The organism is Sphingomonas sp. STIS6.2 (assembly GCF_000732685.2).
Taxonomy (GTDB): domain Bacteria; phylum Pseudomonadota; class Alphaproteobacteria; order Sphingomonadales; family Sphingomonadaceae; genus Sphingomonas; species Sphingomonas aerolata.
The window spans coordinates 1-21,763 of record NZ_JPDP02000027.1; the positions used below are offsets into that span (position 1 = coordinate 1).

The 21,763-nt window shown below is 63.4% G+C and carries 16 protein-coding genes and 1 pseudogene; 7 read left to right on the forward strand and 10 right to left on the reverse strand.

Annotated features, from left to right (window positions below; all coding sequences use genetic code 11):
* The 5 genes and pseudogenes from sphst_RS04145 to sphst_RS04165 all read left to right on the forward strand — a co-directional run.
* Positions 1-1,196: alpha-N-arabinofuranosidase (locus tag sphst_RS04145; RefSeq protein ID WP_107045207.1), on the forward strand; the 1,196-nt coding region annotated here is incomplete at its 5' end.
* 51 nt (positions 1,197-1,247) lie between these two features.
* The gene (locus tag sphst_RS04150; protein WP_031393032.1) at positions 1,248-2,282 is read left to right on the forward strand and encodes an arabinan endo-1,5-alpha-L-arabinosidase; all 1,035 of its coding nucleotides are present in this window, start codon (positions 1,248-1,250) and stop codon (positions 2,280-2,282) included.
* Positions 2,283-2,284: 2 nt separating this feature from the next.
* A pseudogene (locus sphst_RS04155) lies at positions 2,285-3,313 on the forward strand (glycoside hydrolase family 43 protein); the annotation flags it as partial.
* Positions 3,314-3,315: 2 nt separating this feature from the next.
* Positions 3,316-4,659 carry a glycoside hydrolase family 27 protein gene (locus sphst_RS04160; protein WP_031393034.1) on the forward strand — a complete coding sequence of 448 codons (1,344 nt, stop codon included), beginning with the start codon at positions 3,316-3,318 and terminating at the stop codon, positions 4,657-4,659.
* Positions 4,660-4,778: 119 nt separating this feature from the next.
* Positions 4,779-7,700, forward strand: a complete 2,922-nt coding sequence (locus sphst_RS04165; RefSeq protein ID WP_031393035.1) for a TonB-dependent receptor — start codon at positions 4,779-4,781, stop codon at positions 7,698-7,700.
* 41 nt (positions 7,701-7,741) lie between these two features.
* On the opposite strand, the gene sphst_RS20285 is transcribed toward sphst_RS04165, so the two are convergent.
* Positions 7,742-8,152, reverse strand: a complete 411-nt coding sequence (locus sphst_RS20285) for a hypothetical protein (protein WP_159043500.1) — start codon at positions 8,150-8,152, stop codon at positions 7,742-7,744.
* A gap of 281 nt (positions 8,153-8,433) precedes the next feature.
* Positions 8,434-8,811, reverse strand: coding sequence for a winged helix-turn-helix transcriptional regulator (locus tag sphst_RS04170; protein WP_031393036.1), 378 nt, complete (start codon positions 8,809-8,811; stop codon positions 8,434-8,436).
* 90 nt (positions 8,812-8,901) lie between these two features.
* Here sphst_RS04170 and sphst_RS04175 point away from each other — a divergent pair, with 90 nt between their 5' ends.
* Entirely contained in the window at positions 8,902-9,507 is a 606-nt protein-coding gene (locus sphst_RS04175) for an FMN-dependent NADH-azoreductase (protein WP_031393037.1), read from the forward strand.
* 399 nt (positions 9,508-9,906) lie between these two features.
* Here sphst_RS04175 and sphst_RS04180 read toward each other — a convergent pair whose 3' ends face one another.
* The 4 genes from sphst_RS04180 to sphst_RS04195 form a co-directional block, all read right to left on the reverse strand.
* The gene (locus tag sphst_RS04180; RefSeq protein WP_031393038.1) at positions 9,907-10,368 is read right to left on the reverse strand and encodes a hypothetical protein; all 462 of its coding nucleotides are present in this window, start codon (positions 10,366-10,368) and stop codon (positions 9,907-9,909) included.
* A 28-nt stretch (positions 10,369-10,396) separates the two neighbouring features.
* On the reverse strand, positions 10,397-11,395 hold the full coding sequence (locus sphst_RS04185; protein WP_081877403.1) for an EthD domain-containing protein: 999 nt from the start codon (positions 11,393-11,395) through the stop codon (positions 10,397-10,399).
* A gap of 81 nt (positions 11,396-11,476) precedes the next feature.
* The gene (locus sphst_RS04190) at positions 11,477-12,448 is read right to left on the reverse strand and encodes an LLM class oxidoreductase (protein WP_051916189.1); all 972 of its coding nucleotides are present in this window, start codon (positions 12,446-12,448) and stop codon (positions 11,477-11,479) included.
* Between the two features lie 23 nt (positions 12,449-12,471).
* Positions 12,472-13,677, reverse strand: a complete 1,206-nt coding sequence (locus sphst_RS04195; protein ID WP_031393041.1) for an MFS transporter — start codon at positions 13,675-13,677, stop codon at positions 12,472-12,474.
* Between the two features lie 107 nt (positions 13,678-13,784).
* Between sphst_RS04195 and sphst_RS04200 the strand changes: the two genes are divergently transcribed.
* The gene (locus sphst_RS04200) at positions 13,785-14,690 is read left to right on the forward strand and encodes a LysR family transcriptional regulator (protein ID WP_031393042.1); all 906 of its coding nucleotides are present in this window, start codon (positions 13,785-13,787) and stop codon (positions 14,688-14,690) included.
* A gap of 218 nt (positions 14,691-14,908) precedes the next feature.
* Here sphst_RS04200 and sphst_RS04205 read toward each other — a convergent pair whose 3' ends face one another.
* The 4 genes from sphst_RS04205 to sphst_RS04220 form a co-directional block, all read right to left on the reverse strand.
* A complete protein-coding gene (locus sphst_RS04205; RefSeq protein WP_081877404.1) occupies positions 14,909-15,145 on the reverse strand; it encodes a DUF3253 domain-containing protein in 237 nt (78 codons plus the stop codon).
* A gap of 185 nt (positions 15,146-15,330) precedes the next feature.
* Positions 15,331-17,208: an ABC transporter ATP-binding protein gene (locus tag sphst_RS04210; protein WP_051916190.1), complete on the reverse strand. Its 1,878-nt coding sequence runs from the start codon at positions 17,206-17,208 to the stop codon at positions 15,331-15,333.
* A 266-nt stretch (positions 17,209-17,474) separates the two neighbouring features.
* Entirely contained in the window at positions 17,475-20,693 is a 3,219-nt protein-coding gene (locus sphst_RS04215; protein ID WP_051916191.1) for an efflux RND transporter permease subunit, read from the reverse strand.
* A 3-nt stretch (positions 20,694-20,696) separates the two neighbouring features.
* Positions 20,697-21,763 (reverse strand): efflux RND transporter periplasmic adaptor subunit (locus sphst_RS04220; protein WP_107045208.1); only part of this gene is annotated, 1,067 nt, incomplete at its 5' end.

Sequence of the window (21,763 nt, forward strand, 5' to 3'; positions counted from 1 at the left end):
ACACGCACTGGGGCGGCGTGACCGAGCCGAATACGGTCGGCACGCACGAGTTCATGGAGCTTGCCGGACAGCTGGGCGCCGAAGCCTACATAGCCGGCAACGTCGGCAACGGCACGCCGCAGGAAATGGCGGAGTGGGTCGAATATATGACCTCGCCCGCCGGCGCTCTGGCCGACGAACGCGCAAAAAACGGCCACAAGGCGCCGTGGGCAGTGCCGTATTTCGGCGTCGGCAATGAGCTGTGGGGCTGTGGCGGCAACATGCGCGCGGAGTATGCCGCCGACGTCACGCGACGTTACGCCACCTTCATCAAGGCGCCCGCAAATACGCGCGTCATGAAGATTGCGAGCGGCGCCAACGTCGACGACTATCACTGGACCGAGACAATGGCGCGTGAACTGGTCGGCAAGGTGGATGCGCTGTCGCTGCATTACTATACGATCCCCGGTGGCTGGCCGCCACGTGCGTCCGCGACCGTGTTTGACGAGCGCGGCTGGGCCGAGACGTTGTCCGAGACGCTCAGGATGGACGAGCTGATCACCAAACATTCGGCGATCATGGACAAGGTCGATCCGAAGAAGACGATGTGGCTCGCGGTCGACGAGTGGGGCACGTGGTATGCCGGCGATCCGGGCACCAACCCCGGTTTCCTGCGCCAGCAGAACACGCTGCGGGACGCGCTGGTCACCGCGATCAACCTTAACATCTTCGCCAAGCATGCCGACCGTGTGAAGATGACCGCGATCGCGCAGATGGTGAACGTGCTGCAGGCGATGATCCTGACCGACGGCAGCAAGATGGTGCTGACGCCGACCTATCACGTGTTCGCGATGTACAAGCCGTACATGGACGGCATTGTCCTGCCGATCGACATCAAGTCGCCCTGGTACAACAAGGACCAGTGGACGATGCCGTCGGTCAGCGCATCTGCCGTCCGCGGCAAGGACGGCGTGGTGCGGATCGCGCTCTCGAACCTCGATCCGAACAAGCCTACCAGCGTGTCCGCCGCGCTGCCGGGCGTGACGGCGCAGACCGTCACCGGGCAGGTGCTGACCGCGCCGACGATGACTGCGCTCAACACCTTCGAGGCGCCCAACGCGGTCGCACCGAAGGCATTCACTGGCGCTAGCCTGAGCGGTGGCACCCTGTCGGTGACGTTGCCACCAATGTCGGTGGTGATGCTCGAACTGAAGTGATCGTGACGCCCGCCGGAGCAACCGGCGGGCGTACCTACCGGGAGAGAGACGATGGCCGCATCGAAATGGGCGACCGGGCTGATCGCGCTGACGCTCGCGAGTAGCGTGCTGGCGCAAACCGCTGATGCGCCGCCGACACTAAATGCCAGTCTAACCGGCGATATCTTGCCCGTTCACGACCCGGTAATGATCCGGGCGGGGGATACCTATTACGTCTACGGCACCGGGCTCGACGGCCAGATGCTGAGCGCGCGCACTTCGCCCGATCTGGTCCACTGGACCGCGGGTACGCCGCCGCTGTCGCGCCTGCCCGACTGGGCGACCAAAGCGGTGCCGGGCACCAAGGGGATGTGGGCACCCGACATCTCGCGCAGCAGGGACGGGCGGTACCGGCTTTATTATTCGGTCTCCACCTTCGGCTCGAACCGCTCGGCGATCGGGCTCGCGACCAGCCCGACGCTCGACCCCAAGGCGCCCGACTATGGCTGGCGCGACGAGGGGCTCGTGGTAATGTCGACGCCCAAGGACGATTTCAACGCGATCGATCCCAACCATGTCGTCGATGCGCAGGGCCGCGAGTGGCTATCGCTCGGCAGCTTCTGGACCGGCATCAAGCTGTTCGCGCTGAACCCGAAGACCGGCAAGCTACTCGACCCCGTAGAGAAGCCTCACGCGATCGCGCGCCGCCCCGCACCAGCCAGCGGACCCGCCCCGGTCGAGGCGCCGTTCATCATCGCCCATGGCGGCTATTACTGGCTGCTCGCGAGCTACGACTATTGCTGCAAGGGCGTGAACAGCACCTATTACACGGTCGTCGGCCGATCGAAGGCGATCACCGGCCCGTATCTCGGCAAGGACGGCAGCGCGATGATGCAGGGCGGGGGGACGATCTTCCTGCGCGCCGACCTGCAGGAAACGCAGCGCTTTCGCGGACCCGGCCACCCCGGCGTGATGCACGATACCGACGGCAAGGACTATGTCGTCTACCATGCCTATGATTCCCAGACCAAAGGCACCCCGACGTTGCGCATCGCACCGATCGCCTGGGGTGCAGATGGCTGGCCAATTGCGGAGAACCGACCATGATGATGAATTTCACACGACGGCTGTTCCTGGCCGGTGCCGGCGCAGTGACCGCAAGCGGCGCCCTCGCGCGGCTTGCGGTCACTGCGCCGCTGCCGGTCAACCCGCTGGTCCGCCAGCGTGCCGATGCACAGGTCTTTCTGCACACCGACGGCTATTATTACATGACCGGCTCGGTGCCCCAATACGATCGGCTCGTACTGCGCCGCTCGCGCACGCTAGCAGGGCTGTCGACAGCCAAGGAGCGCGTGTTGTGGCGGCATGAGAAAACCGGGCCGATGTCCGGTTTTCTTTGGGCGCCCGAGCTGCACATGATCGACGGCCGCTGGATCATGTATTTCGCGGCAGGCCCGAGCGGCGGCGGCGAGGACGTTTTCCGTATCCGCACCTTCGCGGTGGTCTGCGACGGACCCGACGCGATGACCGGCAACTGGACCGTGCTGGGGCAATTGACGACGCCGTGGGACAGTTTCACGCTCGACTCGACCAGCTTCGTTCACCGCGGCACGCGCTATCTCGCCTGGGCACAGCGCGAGCCGGGGATCGAGACCAACAGCAACCTCTATCTCGCACCGCTCGCAACCCCGCTGACGCTGGCGGCGAAGCCCGCGCGGCTGGCAGTGCCGACACTTGATTGGGAGATCCGCGGCTTCAAGGTCGCCGAGGCTCCGGCGCTGCTGGCGCGCAACGGCAAGCTGTTCATGACCTATTCGGCGAGTGCGACCGATGCGCGCTATTGCCTGGGCATGCTGGCCGCGCGCGACGATGCCGATATCATGGATCCAGCAGCCTGGACGAAATCGCCGAAGCCGGTGTTCAAGTCCTCGCCAGCGCACAAGGTCTTCGGGCCTGGCCACAACAGCTTCACCGTTGACGAGCGCGGCCGCGATATTCTGGTCTATCACGCGCGCGACTATGAGGCGATCAAGGGCGACCCGCTGTTCGATCCCAACCGCCACACCCGCGTCCAGACCTTCACGTACAAGCCCGACGGCACCCCCGATTTCGGCGAACCGGTTGCCAACGGCCCATTGCGGTGAGCGGTCTCGATCGCCGGACGTTCCTTGCAGCAGGAGCCGCAGCCGTACCCGCGGCCGCGATCGGCGCTGGCGCAAGTGCTGGCTCGAAGCTCTTGGCGCCGACGCCGCCAATGGGCTGGAACAGCTGGAACAGTTTTGCGACGACGATCACGGAGGCGCAGGCGATCGAGACCGCGACGATCATGGCGGAGAAGCTGCTGCCGTCGGGCTATGATGTCTTCACCGTCGATATTCAGTGGTACGAGCCTGGGGCGACCAGCTACACCTACGCGACCAAGTCGACCCCGGCGATGGACGGCTATGGCCGGTTGCTGCCCGCGCCGAACCGGTTCCCGTCGAGCGCCGGCGGCAAGGGCTTCCGCCCGCTCGCCGACCGGGTGCACGCGCTCGGCCTGCAGTTCGGCATCCACCTGATGCGCGGTATTCCGCGACTGGCGGTGGAGCACAACCTGCCGGTGTTCGGGACGAAATACCGCGCGCGCGAAATCGCCGACACCGCCAGCATCTGTGCTTGGAACCCGGACATGTACGGCGTCGACATGCGTAAGCCCGGCGCACAAGCCTATTACGACAGCGTGTTCGCACTCTACGCATCCTGGGGCGTCGACTTGGTCAAGATGGACGACATGAGTCGCCCCTATGACGCGCATGCCCCCGAGATCGAAGCTGCACATGCCGCGATCGTCGCGACTAAGCGGTCGATCATCCTGAGCCTGTCGCCCGGAGAAACGCCCCTATCCCGTGCCGATCACGTTCGCCGCTTTGCGCAGATGTGGCGGATCAGCGACGATTTCTGGGACGAGTGGCCGTTGCTCGAAGCGCAGTTCACCCGCTTGGAGAACTGGAACCCGCACCGCGTACCTGGCGGCTGGCCCGATGCGGACATGCTCCCGCTTGGGCGTCTGGCGCTGGGCGCGCGCGACACCAAGTTTACGCCCGACGAACAGCGCACACTGATGACCCTGTGGTCGATTGCGCGATCGCCGCTGATTATGGGCGGCGACCTGCGTCATCTCGACCGCCCGACGCTCGACCTTCTCACCAACCCTGAGGTCATAGCGGTCAATCAAGCAAGCTACGACAACCAGCCGCATTTCGTCGCCGACGGAATTCGGGTCTGGTCGGCGCGTGTGCCGGGATCGCGAGACCGCTATCTCGCTCTATTTAACACCGACAAATCTCGGCGATCTGTGCGGTTTTGCCTCGACATGATCGGCCTGAACGGACCGGTCGGTGTCCGTGATCTTTGGATACGACGCGATCTGGAAAGGGCGTCGGGTACGCTAGTAAAAAGCCTGCCACCGCACGGCGCCGCATTGTACCGCCTCAGTCCTCGCTGAAATATCCTGCTGAGTAGTCGGCCAAATAACCCTTGCTTTAACGTCCTTCCGATCATAACGAATGTCCGAGTAATACCGACTGCCAATAAGGTCGGATAGACATGATAGGGAGAGGCTAGATGGCGATGAAATCATTAATTCTGTGTTCCGCATCGATCGCAGCGCTGGTGCTGGGAGCCCCCGCACATGCGCAGGCCGTGCCGACCGCGCCACAGGATCAAAACGGCCTGCCAGCGACCGGTACGCCCGCGGGCGTCGTTAACAACACTGCCCAGACGCCGCCCGCGGCTGAGCAGTTCGCGACTGACCAGACTGCCACTGATCAGACCGACGCTGACATCGTTGTGACAGGTGTCCGCGCCAGCATCGTCGGTGCGCTTAACGTGCGCAAGAATTCGATCCAGATTGTCGATTCGATCGTGTCGGAAGATGTCGGTAAGCTCCCCGACAATAACGTCGTCGAAGCGCTTCAGCGTGTTACCGGTATTCAGGTCACTGATCGCGCCGGCGGCGAAGCGGCGACGATCACCATCCGAGGTCTGACCGATCCGTTGACGACGCTAAACGGGCGCAACATCTTCACCGCGGCCGGCACGTCATTCGCCCTACAGGATATCTCGGCGAACCTCGTCAAGCAGGTGGACGTCTACAAGACCCGCTCGGCTGACCAGCTGGAAACGGGCCTGGCCGGGCAGATCGATGTTCAGACCCGGCGCCCGCTCGATTTTGACGGCTTCACGATATCGGGCCTCGTACGTGGACTCTATTCGGAACTCGCTGACAAGGTGAACCCAAACGCTGCGCTGTTAATCAGCGACCGTTGGAAAACCGGCATTGGCGATATCGGGCTGCTCGTAAACGGCAGCTACACGCGCGCTCAATTCCGCAACCAGAATTTGCAGGCTGGCGCGATGGTGCCGTTCGCAACGGAAAACCCGGCGGCGGGTTCGGGCCTTACCCCGTTGCAGCGGATCTTCCCGGGTGACAGGAACCAGAACTGGACGCCGGGCCTGGATGCAGGTCTGCCCACCGCGCCGGGCTCCACGCTCAACATCAATGGCGTGAATACGCCGTATTATCTGTCGAGAGACGCGGTCATCGCGTCCGATGTCTACGGCAAGCGCGAACGTCGCGCGTTCAATGCAGCGCTGCAATGGGCGCCTAACGATCGTTCGGTCTACACGGCGGAAGTCTTCTACACCGGCTTCAAGGGCAAGACGTTCAACAGCCTGAACTTCAGTTTCGTCGACTGGTGGGGCGACCTGCCGGCCAATCCTGGAGCAAGCTTTGAGCTGTTCGACGGGACGAACATCATCAAGTCGCGTCAGGTCGGATCGGTCGCGGGGTTCAACAGCGGCGACACGGGCACCAGCAAGACCGACAGCTATGTCTATGCGTTAAACGCCAAGTGGGACGTGGCGGATCGCGGCAAGATCTCGGCCGACATCGCGTATCAGGACAGCAAGAACAAGACCTCGTTCTTCGCCATCCGCACGGATCGCGGGCCGCTCGACATCGACGTGGACTTCAACGCGGGCGGTGGGCTGCCGTCTTACAGCTTCGGCAATCAGTCCGTGCTGACCGACGCGTCGGCGTGGACGATCGGTAATTTGTTCGACAGCGGTACCAAAAATACCGGTAGCGCGCTGACAATGATGCTCGATGGCGAATATGGCTGGGACGAAGGATTCCTGCGGCGCATCAAGACGGGCTTCCGGTTCGATGATCGCAAGGCTGACAATTACGTGCGCGACCAGGGCGCGGGTGGGCTGGGCACCACGCTGGCGGCGTTCGGCGAGGGCAAACCCTTCACCAACAGCGGCTTCTTCGACGGTCAGGCGAACATTCCGACGAGCTGGGTGCTGGCCGATCCGCGCAGCATGGACCGCGACGCCGTCCGCACGCTGTATCGCGCCGTGGCGCCCGGCCTATTGCTCTCCGATCAGCTGAGCTTCGGCCAGGTGTTCGGCATCTCGGAAAAGAACGTGGCCGCTTATGCGCTTGCCGATGGCGAAGTCAGCATCTTCGGGCGTCCGCTGCAGCTGCAGGCCGGCGTACGCTATGTCGCGATCGATACCGATTATGACTATTTTGATCGCGGTGCCAACTTTGCCCGGACGAGCGTGTCCACCGGTTCGGAGAAGTGGCTACCCTCGTTTACCGCGCGCTATGCGATCACGAATAATCTGCGCGTCCGTTTCAACTATGGCGAAACGCTCCGGCGTCCCAGTTTCGGCGATCTGAACCCCAATCCAGTGCTGACGGGCGACTTGTCGCGCATCGGCTTCGGTTCGGGCACGTCGGGAACGGCAAACCTTACCCCGACGCACTCGAAGAATATCGATCTGGCGGTCGAATGGTATTTCGAACGCAACAGCGCGATCTACGTAACAGCCTTCCGTCGTGAGATCGACGGGCTGGTCGTGCCGCTCACAGTGCGTGAAGCGATCCCGAACAACTATCTACCGCGCAATGAAACCTATACCGAATTGTTCAACATCACTCGTCCGGTGAACGCCTCGGACGGCGTCTTGAAGGGCGTCGAACTGGGTCTGACCTATTTCCCGACCTATCTGCCTGGTCCGCTGAACGGGTTGGGTGTCACCGGCAGCGCTACGATCCTGGATTCCGAACAGACCATTCCGCTTACCAACGCTGTCGGCGAGATTACGGGTTCGACGAAGTCGGCCTTCTTCGGCGTATCGAAACTGTCGTACAATGCGACGCTGGCCTACGACAACGGTCCGATTGGTGCGCGTCTATCGTACGTCTGGCGCAAAGGGTTCTTGCAGAGTAACGAAGCCCGGGCGTTTGCCAACCCGATCGGCTTCTGGCGCGCGCCGGAAAAAAGCCTGGACTTCCAGCTCACCTTGAATGTGAATAACGATATTGGCTTGACCTTCGACGCTGTGAATTTAACCAAGGCAAAGCAGCAGAGCTATTACAAGTTCGGCAATGTTGGTAACCCTGAGCAGTTCAACTCCAGCACGCTGCTGATCGACCGAACCTTTGCGCTTGGTGTGCGCTTTAAGTTCGACTGAGGTTAAGCAGCGGACTGGCTCCCGAGCTCTGCCGTTCATCTTCATGAATGAATGGCAGAACTTATTAAGCCCAAGCCCATGCAAAAATGACCGATTATCGGTCTTAGCGTCTTTGGGGTAGCGAGCTCGCCGCCCAACCACGTGTTCATTAAACCACCAAACAAAGGTTTCGCTTGCGAAGCGTTGCAGCAAGACCTTGGCCTTTCCCGCTCTTCCGGATACGTAGCTTCCAGAGCAGGCAAAGTCTCGCACTTCTTGATCAAGCAGCGCGCGCCCCACAGGGCGAAGACTTCGCACCTAAACTTCTCTTGTTGCGGCCGCGCAAGGACCTCAGCCAGCTTGCGCTGGCGTTCCACCGCCTGTTCGGCTTCCGCTTCCGGGCTGCCAATCAAACGAAACTTAAGCTTGTCGAACTGATTTCTGAAGACATTAGTTACTGAATTGTCTTTCATCGGATGACCGGCGAGAGCATTTGCGAAGCGATCTACCGAAGCTTAGCTCCGTCATTCTATTTCCTAGCTTCGAGATATCGATCTACGAGGTACGCGACGGCCAGCGATGCGGTGCAGCTTACCGAATAGCGTCGGCTGTGAGATGGTAAGGCTTAAAAATCTGGAGACTGAATAAACGGCGGAATTTGGGAAGCGCCAGAGCCCGTTTAAGTGCCGGATTATGGGTCGTCTTGCCGCGCGTGGTAATGCTGTCGAGGCTCGGTGCTTGCGAATTTGGCGGGCTATTGGCTGTCTCTCGCCTCGTCAAACGCCGACCGGTTGCCTTCGATTTCCGCGATGTGTGCGCCGGCCCAGTATCCGAGTTCGCGGATCGGATCAGCCAACGAGCAGCCAAGAGCCGTGAGGGCGTACTCCACTTGAGGCGGCACGGTTGGGTAGACGGTGCGGGCCACCATACCATCGCGTTCAAGCGCACGCAGCGTTCGAGCGAGCATCTGTTGGCTAATGCCGCCGATGGTACGCTTGATGTCGTTGAAGCGCCGCGGCCGCTCTGTGAGCGTCATTACAATCATTACGGTCCATTTGTTGCCGATCAGGCTGAGAACACCGCTGAACCGTTTGCATTCGACGTGGACGGGCTTGGGGGTGGTCAGCTCCATGTGACTAGGTCCTGTGGAAATGCCTTCTTGGCGGGGTGCGTCAGGTCACATAGCTGGTCTAGGTCACTTTTCCAGACCGGAGCTGATCCTATGAACATCCTGCACATCGATGCCAGTGCGAGCGACAGCGCTGCCTCGCATACACGCCGCCTCTCAAGGGAACTCGTTGAGCGGCTCAAAACGGCCAATCCCGGTTCGACAATCGCATACCGCGATCTCGTCGCCAACCAGCTTCCGCACGTGGACATGACAATCCGGCATGCCTGGGCGGCTGAGAACACCGGCGACACCAAGCTGGCCGAGACGATGAGCCGATCCAAGGCTTTGGTTGACGAGCTCAAGGCGGCGGACGTGGTAGTGGTCGGCTCGCCCATGTACAACTTCACGGTGCCCTCGACGTTGAAGGCCTGGGTCGACCATGTGGCAATCGCCGGGCAGACTTTCAGCTACACGGCCGAGGGACCACGCGGCTTGCTCAGCGGCAAGGTCTATCTCGTCCTCTCGTCGGGCGGAATTTACTCGCAAGGACCGTTCGCCGCGTACGATCATCTGTCGACCTACCTCAAGGCGATCTTCAGCTTTCTTGGCATCTTGGACGTTAAGGTGATCCGAGCGGAGGGCATCGCTTACGGACCGGAGCAGGATCAAGCCGCGATGGCGAGCGCTGCTCAAAAAATTGAGGAGATCGCCGCCTGATCAGGTCGGCAGGGAAGCCAGTCACGGAGACCGGGCCGTGGCTGGCTACCTGATTTGAACTTCCGAATAGACCTGAACAAACGGCCGATTCTGGAGCGGAGCGAGTCCAGTCTGAATTACCGGGAATGGGTCTAGCCCGCCGTAGGCAACGCGGCCGAACACGCCCACACTTGGACGCTTGAAGCGCCTCCGTTAGCGACATCCCAAAAACGGTAGTGCCGCTGAATTAATCAGCTTGCCCCGCCGTCTGCGAAAAGTTGCAGTGCCGCAATCCCGTTGCTCATTCGTCGGTCGACAATTCCCGTCGCATCCTTCTCTCGCGCTAGAATGCCCTTAAGGGATTTGCCACAGGTCGGCACGATTGAGTCCTGACCAACGCATCGCCAACAATTTAGCGTTTCAAGACGAATGTTCGCTGGTCAGCCGATCGGCGACCACGGTGGTGATGACAGCCTGGATGACATGGACGGCCCAACGCTCGAGCGCCTTGCGCGGACCGGCCTGGATCTCGCCCTCCGTGATGCCGAGCAAGGGTGCGATCCCGGCAATGTTCACGGCATAAAGCGCCGTTCCATACGCCGCGCCGATCGCCACCGGCGAAAGCGTCGGCGCGGCGCGGCGAAGCGTCGGTACTGCCAGGGCGAACGCCGCGGACGCACCGAGATGATTACCGAACTCGACAAGGCTGGTGCCGGTATCTCCGATGACCTCGCGAGAGCCGGTGACGTCGTCGATCCAGTCGACTGCATCGCGATCAAGCGTCTTCGTCAGCACGCCGCTCTTGCGGCCTGCAACCATTACCGCCGTCGTCACCAATCCGGCGAAAAGTCCGCCCACGACCGCTGCCTGATATGTTCGCATGGTATCCTCCTGTGATGATGCCTCGCGGCTAGATTGCTGTTGCAACTTCAGGCGCGAGGCGGTTGATGATGCTGTAGTTGATCGCAGTCCACCATTCCGAGCCATCCCCTGCCAGCGCGTTTTCGGATGCCTGGATTGCGGCATGATCGTCGCTGAGGAGATAATCCTCGACGTCGTTCATTGATCCGAACGCCAGCACCGATGCGGCGTCGATCTTGCTGCCCTCAGGGTCCTTCTGCGTCGAACCGATGTTGTGAAGCTGGGCATAGCGGCGTACGAATTTCCCTGTGAAGGGCTGGGCGAGAACGAGCGGCGCATGCTCGCGCAGCATCCGCTCCCGGAACTCCTCGCGCGACATCTCGGGTCGTCGCATGTGGATCTTCACCAGGCTGATGGCGTCGCGATGCCGTTCGCTGGGGATCAGGATATATTCTTCCGTGACCTCCCGCGTCACCATGCGAAAGGCGGTCTGCTCGTCGGCAATGATCCGCTTGCTGAACTTGTCCTGCCCCAGGGTGCGCTCGATATCCGCCTCCTGCGCATAGGCGATGTACGCAAGGCCGTCCCAGCGTGGACGCTTGAACTCGGGGACGCGCTTCCAAGGATCAAAGGGCAGCCGCCCGTCCTCATCGATCATCGCGCGATAGGGCAGCGGGAAGCCCGAGGACGGCCCGGATGCAATCCGGTGAAGCTGATCGTAGCGCACCACCAATTCCGACGAGCTGCCCGGTTCGTCCCAGGCGAACTTGGGGCCGTGAACCTTGCGCCAATATTCGTCCCAATGCTCGAAGGCGAGGTTGGGATCGCCCACGATCGCAAGCGCGCCCGGACGCCAGTTGGGCAGATGCACCTCATGCCCGTGCCGGCTCTTGGCCGAGCCTGAATCCTGCGGCCGATCACCGCGCGCCGTGTCGTCGACGCGACTGACGAAGGTCGGGGTAACGATCAGCGGTTTGGTCGTCGGCGTGTGGGTCTCTCCCAACGGGGGGCGATGCTGGTTGTCGGCGCGGTCGAAGTCGGTTGGCATGATTGGTATCCGATCGTGATAGGGTCTGGAACGCTGTGTCGGGAACGGTTGAGCGGCAGAACCGTCTGCCCGCCTCGAAAATCAGACGCTGAAAACTGGCAGCACATGGTCTGCCAGCTCGTCGATCGCCTCGCTGAACGGCCGCCGCAGCGGCTTCAGGTTGAGCGCGACGTGGTTTACGCCCTCGTCCCGCTGACGCAGCCAATGCTGGACGAGCGCCTTGCGCCCACCCCGCATGCCTGCCCCGCCAATCTGCAGCGGTGCGTCCGGATCAGTACTCAGGTCGAACATCGTGCCGTAGCCGTAAGGACGGAAGCTTCCATCTCCACCGCTGCGCCAATCGGCGATGACCGCAGCAAGCCGATTCGGATTGCTGAGATGCCAGATCCAGCCGTCGGTGTTCCGGCCTAGCCAGTCGAAGTCCTGACCGGCGCGCCCGATCGCAAGGACGGGGAGCCGAGGAGAGACGGGTTTGGGCAGCATGTCGAGCGTCCCATCCAGGGTTCCGTAGAATTGGGACTGGTGCCGCGGGAACGACTGTTCGGTCGCCGCTCGGATCACGGCCAGCGCATCACGATACCGTTCCACCCGATTGCCGATATCGCTGCCGAATGCCGCGAACTCTGACGGTCGATCACCGGTGGCAAGGCCGAGGATGAAGCGGCCACCGGTCAGCCGGTCGAGGCTGACCGCCTGCTTTGCGACGATCAGCGGCTCGCGCAGCGGCGAGATGATGCCTGCGGTCCCGATCGCGATCCGCCGGGTCTGTGCTGCCAGCCATCCGGCATAGACCATTGGGTCGGCGACTTGGCCGGTATCGCCGAAGCTTGGGTCGTAGAAGGGCACGTCGCGCAACCAGATCGCCGTCATGTCGGTGGCGTCCACCTGACGCGCGGCCTCGAGATGGCGCTCCAACGTCGGCCACGGCGCGTCGGGATATCCCTCCAACGGCGCGATGAGTCCGAATGTCAGGCGATCCGCCTGGAATACCCGGGCATAGCCCGGATGTTCCTGTACCGAAGCAAGAGGGGGCGGACCGGCAATCGGCGTCACCGACGAAGGGGCTTGGCAAGGCTTCACGCCTGCGCGCTCCGCTGGCCGAGACGCGCCACGACGGGCACGAAGATCATGGCGAGAACGGCGATGGCAGCGGCGATGTAGCCGATGCTGCCGATGCCAAGATTGCTGATCGCGGCCCCGCCAATGATGGCACCGAGCCCGATGCCGGCATTCGCCATCGACACGTTGAGCGTACCGGCAAGCGCCTGAGCCTTGTCCGCCGCCTTCATTACCCGCACCTGACAGATCGGATAGAGCGCGGTGTTGCCCAGCCCCCATACCGCAAGTGCAAGCCCCAGCCAGACGTGATTGCCTGCGGCCGGTACCGTTGCCACCATGCCGACCGCCAGCACCGCGACACCGATGAAAGTGGCCTGTAGCGGGCTGCGGCCGACCAGGTGCCCACCCAGCCAATTGCCGCCAAGGCCGACCACACCGAAGCCCATCAGCCACCAGCCCACCGCGCCCGACGGGATGCCCGCCACCTTTTCAAGCAGATCCGCTAGATAGGTATACGCCGTGAACATGGCGGTGAATACGAGCACCGACAGCGCGAGGTTCGCAAGGAACACGGGCTTGCGCAGGATGCGAAGCTGTTCGCCAAGCTGCACGCGTCCGGGCTTCGCAACCTTGGGCATGACCATTGCGAGCAGCCCCGCCATCGCCAGCGACAGGCTCGCAAGAATCCAGAAGGTACCGCGCCAACCAAAGGCATCGCCGACCAGCGTGCCGAGCGGGATGCCGAAGACCATCGCACCAGCGATGCCCATGTAGACGTTGGCAACAGCCTTGGCCGAACGCTCGGGTCCGGCCAGCTCGCCGGCAGTCTCGCTGGCCGTGCCCCAGAAGACCGGCAAGGCGACTGCCGGGATGAAGCGTGCCAGTGCCAGAACCCAGATGTTTGGTGCAGCGGCCGCCAGAGCGTTCGCGCCCGCAAAGACCAGCAGCAGGATAATGAACAGGCGCTTGCGGTCGAAGTGCGAGACAAGCCCGGTGAGCACGGGGCCGAACAGCATGACGGTAAACGCGAACAGTGTGACCAGCCAGCCGGCGGTGGCGACCGACACCTCAAGGTCGCGTGCGAGGGAAGGCAGCAGACCGACAATGATGAATTCGGTCGTGACGATAATGAACGCCGAGATGGCAAGCAGCAGAACGGCGAGTCCGCCACCCGGCTTCGTGGCTTGCGCGGCGCCGGGTACTGATTGTGCGATAGTGGACAAGGGAACCTCCGATACAGGCTATCCATTTGGCGTTGACGTACCGGCAATGCTTGCGGCATTAATTCACAAGACTCTTTCCTCCGAGTCCACAATATTGGAACCGGCTGATGCTTCCATCGGAACGTCTGAAAGGCATCGACGCGTTCGTGGCCGCCGCCGACCTCGGCAGCTTCACGGCGGCTGCGAAGCGTCTGAACTTCACCGTGTCCGCCATCAGCAAGAGCGTGGCTCGGCTCGAAGAAAGGCTGAACTGCCGCCTGTTCGAGCGAACCACGCGGTCGCTGAGGCTGACCGACACAGGTGCTGCATTCTACACCACCTGTGTGCGGGTGCTCGGCGATCTGGCGGATGCGGAGACGGTTCTGGCGGCGCATGGCTCCGAGCCGGTCGGGCGGATCAAAGTCGATATGCCCGTTACCTTCGGACGGCGCCGCGTCATGCCGATCCTGCTGCGCTTCCTTGAGGCGCATCCCGGCCTGCGCCCGCATCTGACCTTCACTGATCGCAAGATCGATATCATTGAGGAAGGTGTCGACGTGGCGGTCCGGATCGGAGCCAGCCAGATCCTGGCAGATGGGTTGGCCAGTCGTCACATCGGCACCGAACGCATCATCTTCTGCGCTGCGCCTGCCTTTGTCGACCGCCATGGCATGCCCACCGACATCGAGCGGCTGATGCTGCTCCCCGGCATTCCCTATGGACGGTCCGATGGCAGCATCTCGCCGTGGAAGTTTGCCGGACCGGGAGGTACCGAGCTACGCGCGGCGCCCGCCCGAATGGTGCTGGGCAGCGCCGAAGCCCAGGTAGAAGCGGTCAAGGCTGGATTTGGTGCTGCGCAGCTGGCGACCTGGCTTGTCACGGACGAACTGCAAAGCGGTCAGCTGGTGCAGGTGCTTCCGGATCAGGCCACTGAGGGGCTGCCGTTGCACCTTGTCTGGCCCAAACTCGGACAGCTAAGCCTGAAAATCGACGCAGCGCTTGCTGTCCTGAGCAACGAACTGCGGATCGACTGAGGAAGCCGAACACAATCATTCCTGGGGAAGCTGGGGTGCCGTCGCTATACCTGCAACGTCACGGCGCTGGGAAGATGAACGAATGGTTGAAGCTGGGGAGCGATGAAACCGGCGTGAACGTCCGGGTATGAGTCGCCGCAGCCGCAGCTTTGAATATCACGTTATTGAGCGGACGTCTGATACTGGCATGGGCAAAGCACGCAAGCTAAGCCCCAGCTTCAATCGCTGCCAAGATTGTGGATCCTGTACGGTCCTGATCGCTTTGCAAGAGGCTGTCCCTTCCAGCTAAGCTGTACCAGCCCGTCGCTGACTAGCTCGTCTATAGCTTCGTGAACTGCAGGCATTGCGCTGCGCCAATGCTGTGCAATTGAACGGGCAACTTCGCTTGGGCATATCGTCGCCCCCGGTGCGCGGCGCTCGAGCAGGGAAAGGGTGGCTGCCTTCGGATCCGTCATTCAGACTGCGTCGACCGCGCACTCCAGCTGGTCAAGCTGCTATTGGCATTCGGTGCCTTCCTCAGGCAGCGCATGCGACGCGATTTGTCAGATGGTTTACCAGGGACGCGGGACCACATGAATGACCGCCCCCTTACCAAAATCGTTTATACCGGTTTGTGCGGCATTTTTGGGGTCACCGCGGATCATCGATAGCCCGCAGCCTGAAGCTCGAACAGTTCGGCATAACGGCCCCCGGCAGCAAGCAAGTCGTCATGGGTACCTGATGCCTCCACCTTGCCGTCGCTGAGGACCAAGATGCGGGCCGCCATGCGAACGCTTGAGAAGCGGTGCGAGATCAGCACCGCCGAGCGTCCCGCGCTTAATTCCCGGAAGCGCTGAAACACCTCGTACTCGGCGCGCGCGTCCAGCGCTGCGGTAGGTTCGTCGAGGATCAACACCTGGGCATCGCGCATGTAGGCGCGAGCGATCGCCATCTTCTGCCATTCGCCACCAGACAGGTCGACGCCGTTCCGGAACCGCTTGCCGATCATCTGGTCGTAACCATCGGGCAGTTTGGCAACAACGCCGTCGGCGAGCGCAGCGGACGCTGCCGCCTCGATCCGCTCGCGATCACCGCGCGCCTCGATACGACCTACCGCGATGTTGTCTGCGGCAGGTAGGTTGTAGCGCACGAAGTCCTGAAAGATTACGCCGATTGCGGCGCGCAGACCGTCGAGATCATATTCGCGCAGGTCGCGTCCATCGAGCAGTACACGGCCCTCTGCCGGATCGTACAGTCGGGCCAGCAGTTTCACGAGCGTGGTCTTGCCTGCGCCGTTCTCGCCGACCAGTGCGACCACCTCGCCAGGTCCCAGCGCGAAGGACAGGTGCCGCACCGCCCATCGTTCGGCGCCCGGATAGCGAAAGCCTACATCCTCGAAGACAAAGCCTTGGCAGACGGGATCGGGGAATGGCAGCGCTCCCTCCGGTGAGCGGATGCCGGGCTCGGCCCGAAAGAAGGAGAACAGGTCGTCGATGTACAAGGCCTGGCCGGCGGTGGAGGAAAAGCCGGTAAGCAATCCTTCCAGCAGTCCGCGGAGTCGCAGGAACGAGGCCGCGAGGAAGGTGAGGTCGCCGATGGAGATCGACCCGGTTACCGCGCGCCAGGCGATGTAGGCGTAGGCGGCATAATAGGCGATCGTGCCAAGAGCCGCGAACCCCGAGCCCCAAATTGCCCGGCGCAGCGCCAGCCGTCGGCTCGCGCTGTACGTGTCGCGTGAGATGGTACGATAGCGGTCGATCAGAAACGGGCTGAGGCCGAAGATCTTGACCTCTTTGGCGGTGTCCGCGCTGGCGGCGACCTGACGCACGTAATCGAGCTCGCGCCGCTGGGGCGTGCGCATGTAGCTGAGCGCGTAGCTGAGTGCATTAAAATGCGCTTCGCCGAGGAATGAGGGCACCAGAGCGACAGCGAGCAACACGATCAGCCACGGGGCGTAAACGACCAGGCCCGCGGCGAAGGTCACGACCGTAATGATGTCCTGGGCCTGGCCGAATAGCTGCCCCATCAGCGACATGCGGCCGCTGGCCTGCATGCGCGCGCGGTCCATGCGATCCTGGAAGGCCGCGTCTTCGAAATCGGCGAGATCCAGGGTTGCAGCGTGCTCCATCAACCTAACGCTTGCGTCATTGCTGACCCGATCGGATAGGAGCCCGTCGACGAGCGATACGATCCGACCAAGGAGGTCGGATGCGACCGCCAAGGCGAATTCGGCCAGTAGCAGTGCCTCCAGCCGATCGAGCAGGCCAGAGCCCAGCCATCCCGTGAGGCCAGCCGGACGGGCAGCTAAATGGGTAAGGTGCACGACCTCGTCGATGATGAGCTTGCCGACGAATAGCGTCGCGACGGGCAGAAGCGCTCGCACCAGCCGCACGGCGACCGTCGTGGCGGTAAGAGCCCTGCTGCTACCCCACACCATGGCGAGGAAGGGTGGCAAATTCCGCAACGCGCCTAGTCGCTCGCGCCAGGTGGTCAGACGGACGGGTATGCCGCCACGCCCTTGTCTTACGCCGTCTGCCATTCAGCTACTCCAAATTGACAGGCTGTCGGCCGCTTCGGACCTGAGTGCTGGAGGGGATGAGGTCAGTTCCATGATCCCCGATACACAGTCGGTGGTATCAGGGGTACTCGCGGTTTCCCCCTCCAAGTTGTGACTTGGAATGTCTAATTGGGCAGCGGTTGCACCTGTCAGCAGATAAAATCGCGGGCGGAGGAATGAGGGTCCGAAGTTGGGAAGCGGGGAAGGGTGCGTCGATGGCTGCCTTTGGGTGTAGCAGTCTTCTCCTATCACGCCTCCCCTCGATCAAGCTCGTCCCCAGAGGTTGTACTTTCCGACGCGCTCCAGCCGCCGAACCGTGCGTAGAGCGTCGGCAGGACGAAGAGCGTCAGCAGCGTAGCCGAGATCAAGCCACCGATGACGACCGTCGCCAGCGGTTTCTGCACTTCGGCGCCGGCGCCATGGCCGAGCGCCATCGGCACGAAGCCGAGGCTGGCGACCAGCGCGGTCATCGCCACGGCGCGCAATCGGGCGAGCGCGCCGTCGTGCGCGGCCCGGACCCTGTCCATGCCACGGGCCATCAGATCGTGGATCGACGACACCATGACCAGACCGTTGAGCACGGCGATCCCCGACAGCGCGATGAAGCCGACCGCGGCCGAGACCGAGAACGGCATACCCCGCAGCACGAGCGCGAGCACGCCGCCGACCAGCGCGAGCGGCACGCCGGTGAAGACGATCACCGCGTCGCGGACCGAGCCGAGCCCGCCGTAGAGCAGCAGCATGATCACCACGAAGCAGACGGGGACGACGAGCAGCAGCCGATCGCGTGCCGAGGCCAGGTTCTCGAACTGGCCACCCCATTCGACATAGGTGCCAGGCGGCATCTTCACCTGCGCGTCGATGGCGGCGCGCGCGTCAGCTACAACGCCGGCGACGTCGCGGTCGCGGACGTTCGCCTGGACGACCACGCGTCGCTTTCCGTTCTCGCGGCTGATCTGGTTGGGGCCGTCCACGACCGCGATGTCGGCGACGGTCGACAGCGGGACAAAGCCGCCCCCTGACGTCGGCACCGGCACCTGCGCCACTTGCGACAGGTCGGAGCGGGACGCCTCGGACAGGCGGATCACGACAGGGAAGCGGCGGTCGCCCTCGAAGATCAGGCCGGCCTCGCGCCCGCCGATCGCCGCCGCCACCGTATCCTGCACGTCGCCGGCAGTGACGCCGATCCGCGACATCGCCATGCGGTTCGGACGGATGTCGAGCATCGGCAGTCCCTCCGTCTGTTCGACGCGCACGTCGACCGCTCCGCGCGTGCCGCGCAGGGCCTTGGCGGTACGGTCGGCCGCGGCGTTCATGCCGCCGAAGTCGTCGCCATAGATCTTGACCGCGATGTCGCCGCGTACGCCGGCAATCAGCTCGTTGAAGCGCATCTGGATCGGCTGGGTTATCTCGTACGCATTGCCGGGGAGCGTCGAGAGCCGCCTCTCGATCCGGTGAACGAGCTCTGCCTTGGCGAGGCCCGGGTCGGGCCATTGGGCCCTGGGCTTCAGAATGACGAAGGTATCGGTGGCGTTGGGCGGCATCGGATCGCTCGCGATCTCGGACGTCCCGGTGCGCGAGAAGGCGAAACGGACCTCGGGCTGGCGTGCGAGCATCTTCTCGACCTGGAACTGCATCGCCTGGCTCTGGTCGACGGAAGTGCCTGGAATGCGGACCGCCTGTACGAGGATGTTGCCCTCGTCGAGTTGCGGCAGGAACTCCTGGCCGAGCGTGGTGAAGGCGACGCCGGCGATCGCGAGTGCGCCGACCGCGATCCCGAGCGTCATGCCCGGGCGGTTCATCGCCTTGCCGAGCCCCGGCTCGTAACGGCGACGCAGCCAGGCGACGATGCGGCTCTCCGTCTCGTCGACCGGTCTGCTCAGCCAGATTGCGATGGCCGCGGGCACGAACGTCATCGACAGGACGAAGGCGAAGACGAGCGCGATGATGACGGTCAGCGCCATCGGTTCGAACATCTTGCCCTCGACGCCGGTGAACGTCAGCAGTGGGGCGTAGACGAGGATGATGATGGCCTGGCCATAGACCGATGGCCGGATCATCTCGCGCGCCGATGCGGCGACCAGATCCAGCCTGTCCCGAAGCGATAGCGGTCCATCCCGGCCATGCTGCGCCTCGCCCAGGCGACGCAGGGCGTTCTCGACAATGATGACGGCGCCGTCGACGATCAGGCCGAAGTCGAGCGCGCCAAGGCTCATCAGGTTCGCGGACACGCCCGCCTTCAGCATGCCGATGCTGGTGAGCAGCATGGTGACCGGTATCACCAGCGCCGCGATCACCGCCGCGCGGAAATTGCCGAGCAGCACGAACAGCACGACGATGACCAGCACCGCCCCTTCGGCAAGATTGCGGGCGACGGTCGCGATGGTCGAGTTGACGAGTTCGGTGCGATTGAGCACCGGCTTGACCACGACGTCGACGGGGAGCGCCCGACCAATCTCCTCCAGCCGCGTGCCCACACCGGTCGAGACGGTGCGGCTGTTCTCGCCGATCCGCATGACAGCGGTGCCGACGACGACCTCGTGGCCGTTTTCGGATGCCGATCCCATGCGCAGCGCCTGGCCGGTGCGGACGGTGGCGATCTGGTTGAGCAGGATCGGCACGCTTTCGCGTGTGGCGATGACGGTTCGCGTGAGTTCATCGGCGTTACGGACGCGGCCGTCGGCGCGGACGGCGAGACCTTCGCCGTTGCGGTCGACGATCCCTGCGCCGGCGCTCGTGTTATTGCGCTCGAGCGCGGTGGCGAGGTCCTGCAGCGTGATCTTCATCGCTGCCATCCGCTGGATGTCGGGGACGACGAGATATTGCTTGGTGTACCCGCCGAGGCTGTCGACTCCGGCTAGACCCGCCGTGCTCTTGAGCTGGGGCGTGACGATCCAGTCCTGTACGGTACGCAGATACGTCGCTTTGTCGGGTTCGGTGACGAGATGGTCGCCCTCGGGCGTGATATAGCTGCCGTCCTTCTGCAGGCCGGGCTCGCCATTGCGGTGATTTACCTGATCGAGTTCGCGGTACTCGACGGTCCACATGAAGATGTCGCCGAGCCCGGTGGCGATCGGTCCCATCTCGGGCGTCACGCCGTCGGGCAGGTTCTTTTCGGCGGTCCGCAGCCGTTCCGCGACCTGTGCCCGTGCGAAATAGATGTCGGTCTTCTCGTTGAAGACGGCGGTGACCTGCGCAAAGCCGTTCCGGCTGAGCGAGCGGCTGTATTTAAGCCCGGGGATGCCGGCGAGCGCGGTCTCGACCGTGAACGCGACCTGCTTCTCGATCTGGTCGGGCGAGAGCGCGGGCGCGACGACGTTGATCTGCACCTGGTTGTTGGTGATGTCGGGAACGGCGTCGATCGGCAGCCGCTGGATCGCGAAGACCCCGGCGAGCGCCGCGGTCAGCGTCAGCAGCAAGACGAGCCAGCGCTTCTCGACGGCGAGCGTTACGATACGGGCGAGCATGGTCTAGTCCTCGTCCTTCGCGGCGCTTTTGCCGATTTCGGCCTTGAGCGTGAACGAGTTGGTGGAGGCGATACGCTCCTCGCCGGTCAGGCCGGCGGTGACGGTGACGGCGCCGCCATTCGTGCGGCCGAGCGTCACCGGCGTGGCCTTGAACCCGGAGGCGGTGCGGACGAACACGTGCGGCCGGTCGCCGATCATCTGCACGGCGGCTGAGGGCACGGCGACGCTGCGGTCGCCGCTGGCCGGAAGCAGGACCGAGACGCCGACAGTCTCGCCGACGCGCCATGTGCCGCCCGCATTGTCGATCATCGCGATCACCGGGACCAGGCGCGTGGTTTCGTCGAGGATCGGCGAGACGAAGGTGACGCAGCCGTCCTGGCGGCGTCCCGCGGATGTCACCTCGACGCGCGCGCCGGGCTTTACGCGTCCCGCGTCCGCGGGGACGAGCGACATCGTCACCGACACCGTGCCGAGGTTGGCAACGCGGAACAGCTCGGCGTCGGCCGCGATCTGCTGGCCGATCGTAGCGGACCGGGCGATCACCTGACCGGCAAGGGGCGAGCGCACCGCGATGCGGTTGAGCGCGCCGCCGCCACCGCCGGTGGCAGCCAGCTGCTGCCGCGCGAGACGCAGCGCGATACTGGCCTCGGTCGCGGCGGTTCGGGCCGCGACGAGATCCTGCTCGGGCGATACGCGCTCGGCGAAAAGTTGCTCTTCGCGGCGCAGGCTAGACCGGGCGAGCGCAGACCGCGCAACCGCGGCCTCGACCGCGGCGTTGAGCGATGCCGCCTCGCGGCTCTCGATGATCGCCAGCGTCTGGCCGCGCCCGATCGACTGGCCGAGATTCCGCGTGAGCGAGACCAGGCGGCCGCCGATCGTAGCGGATACGACCTGCACGCCCTGCGGATCGCCCTCGATCGTCGCTGGCAACTCGATGGCGCCGGCCACGCCCCCCACCGTCGGCCGGGTCACCTCGATGCCGGCATCGGCGATCTGCTGGACCGAAAGACTGGCGACGGCGGGATCGCCCGTGCCCCGATCCCTTTCGTCACCCGCTTGCGCGCTGGCGT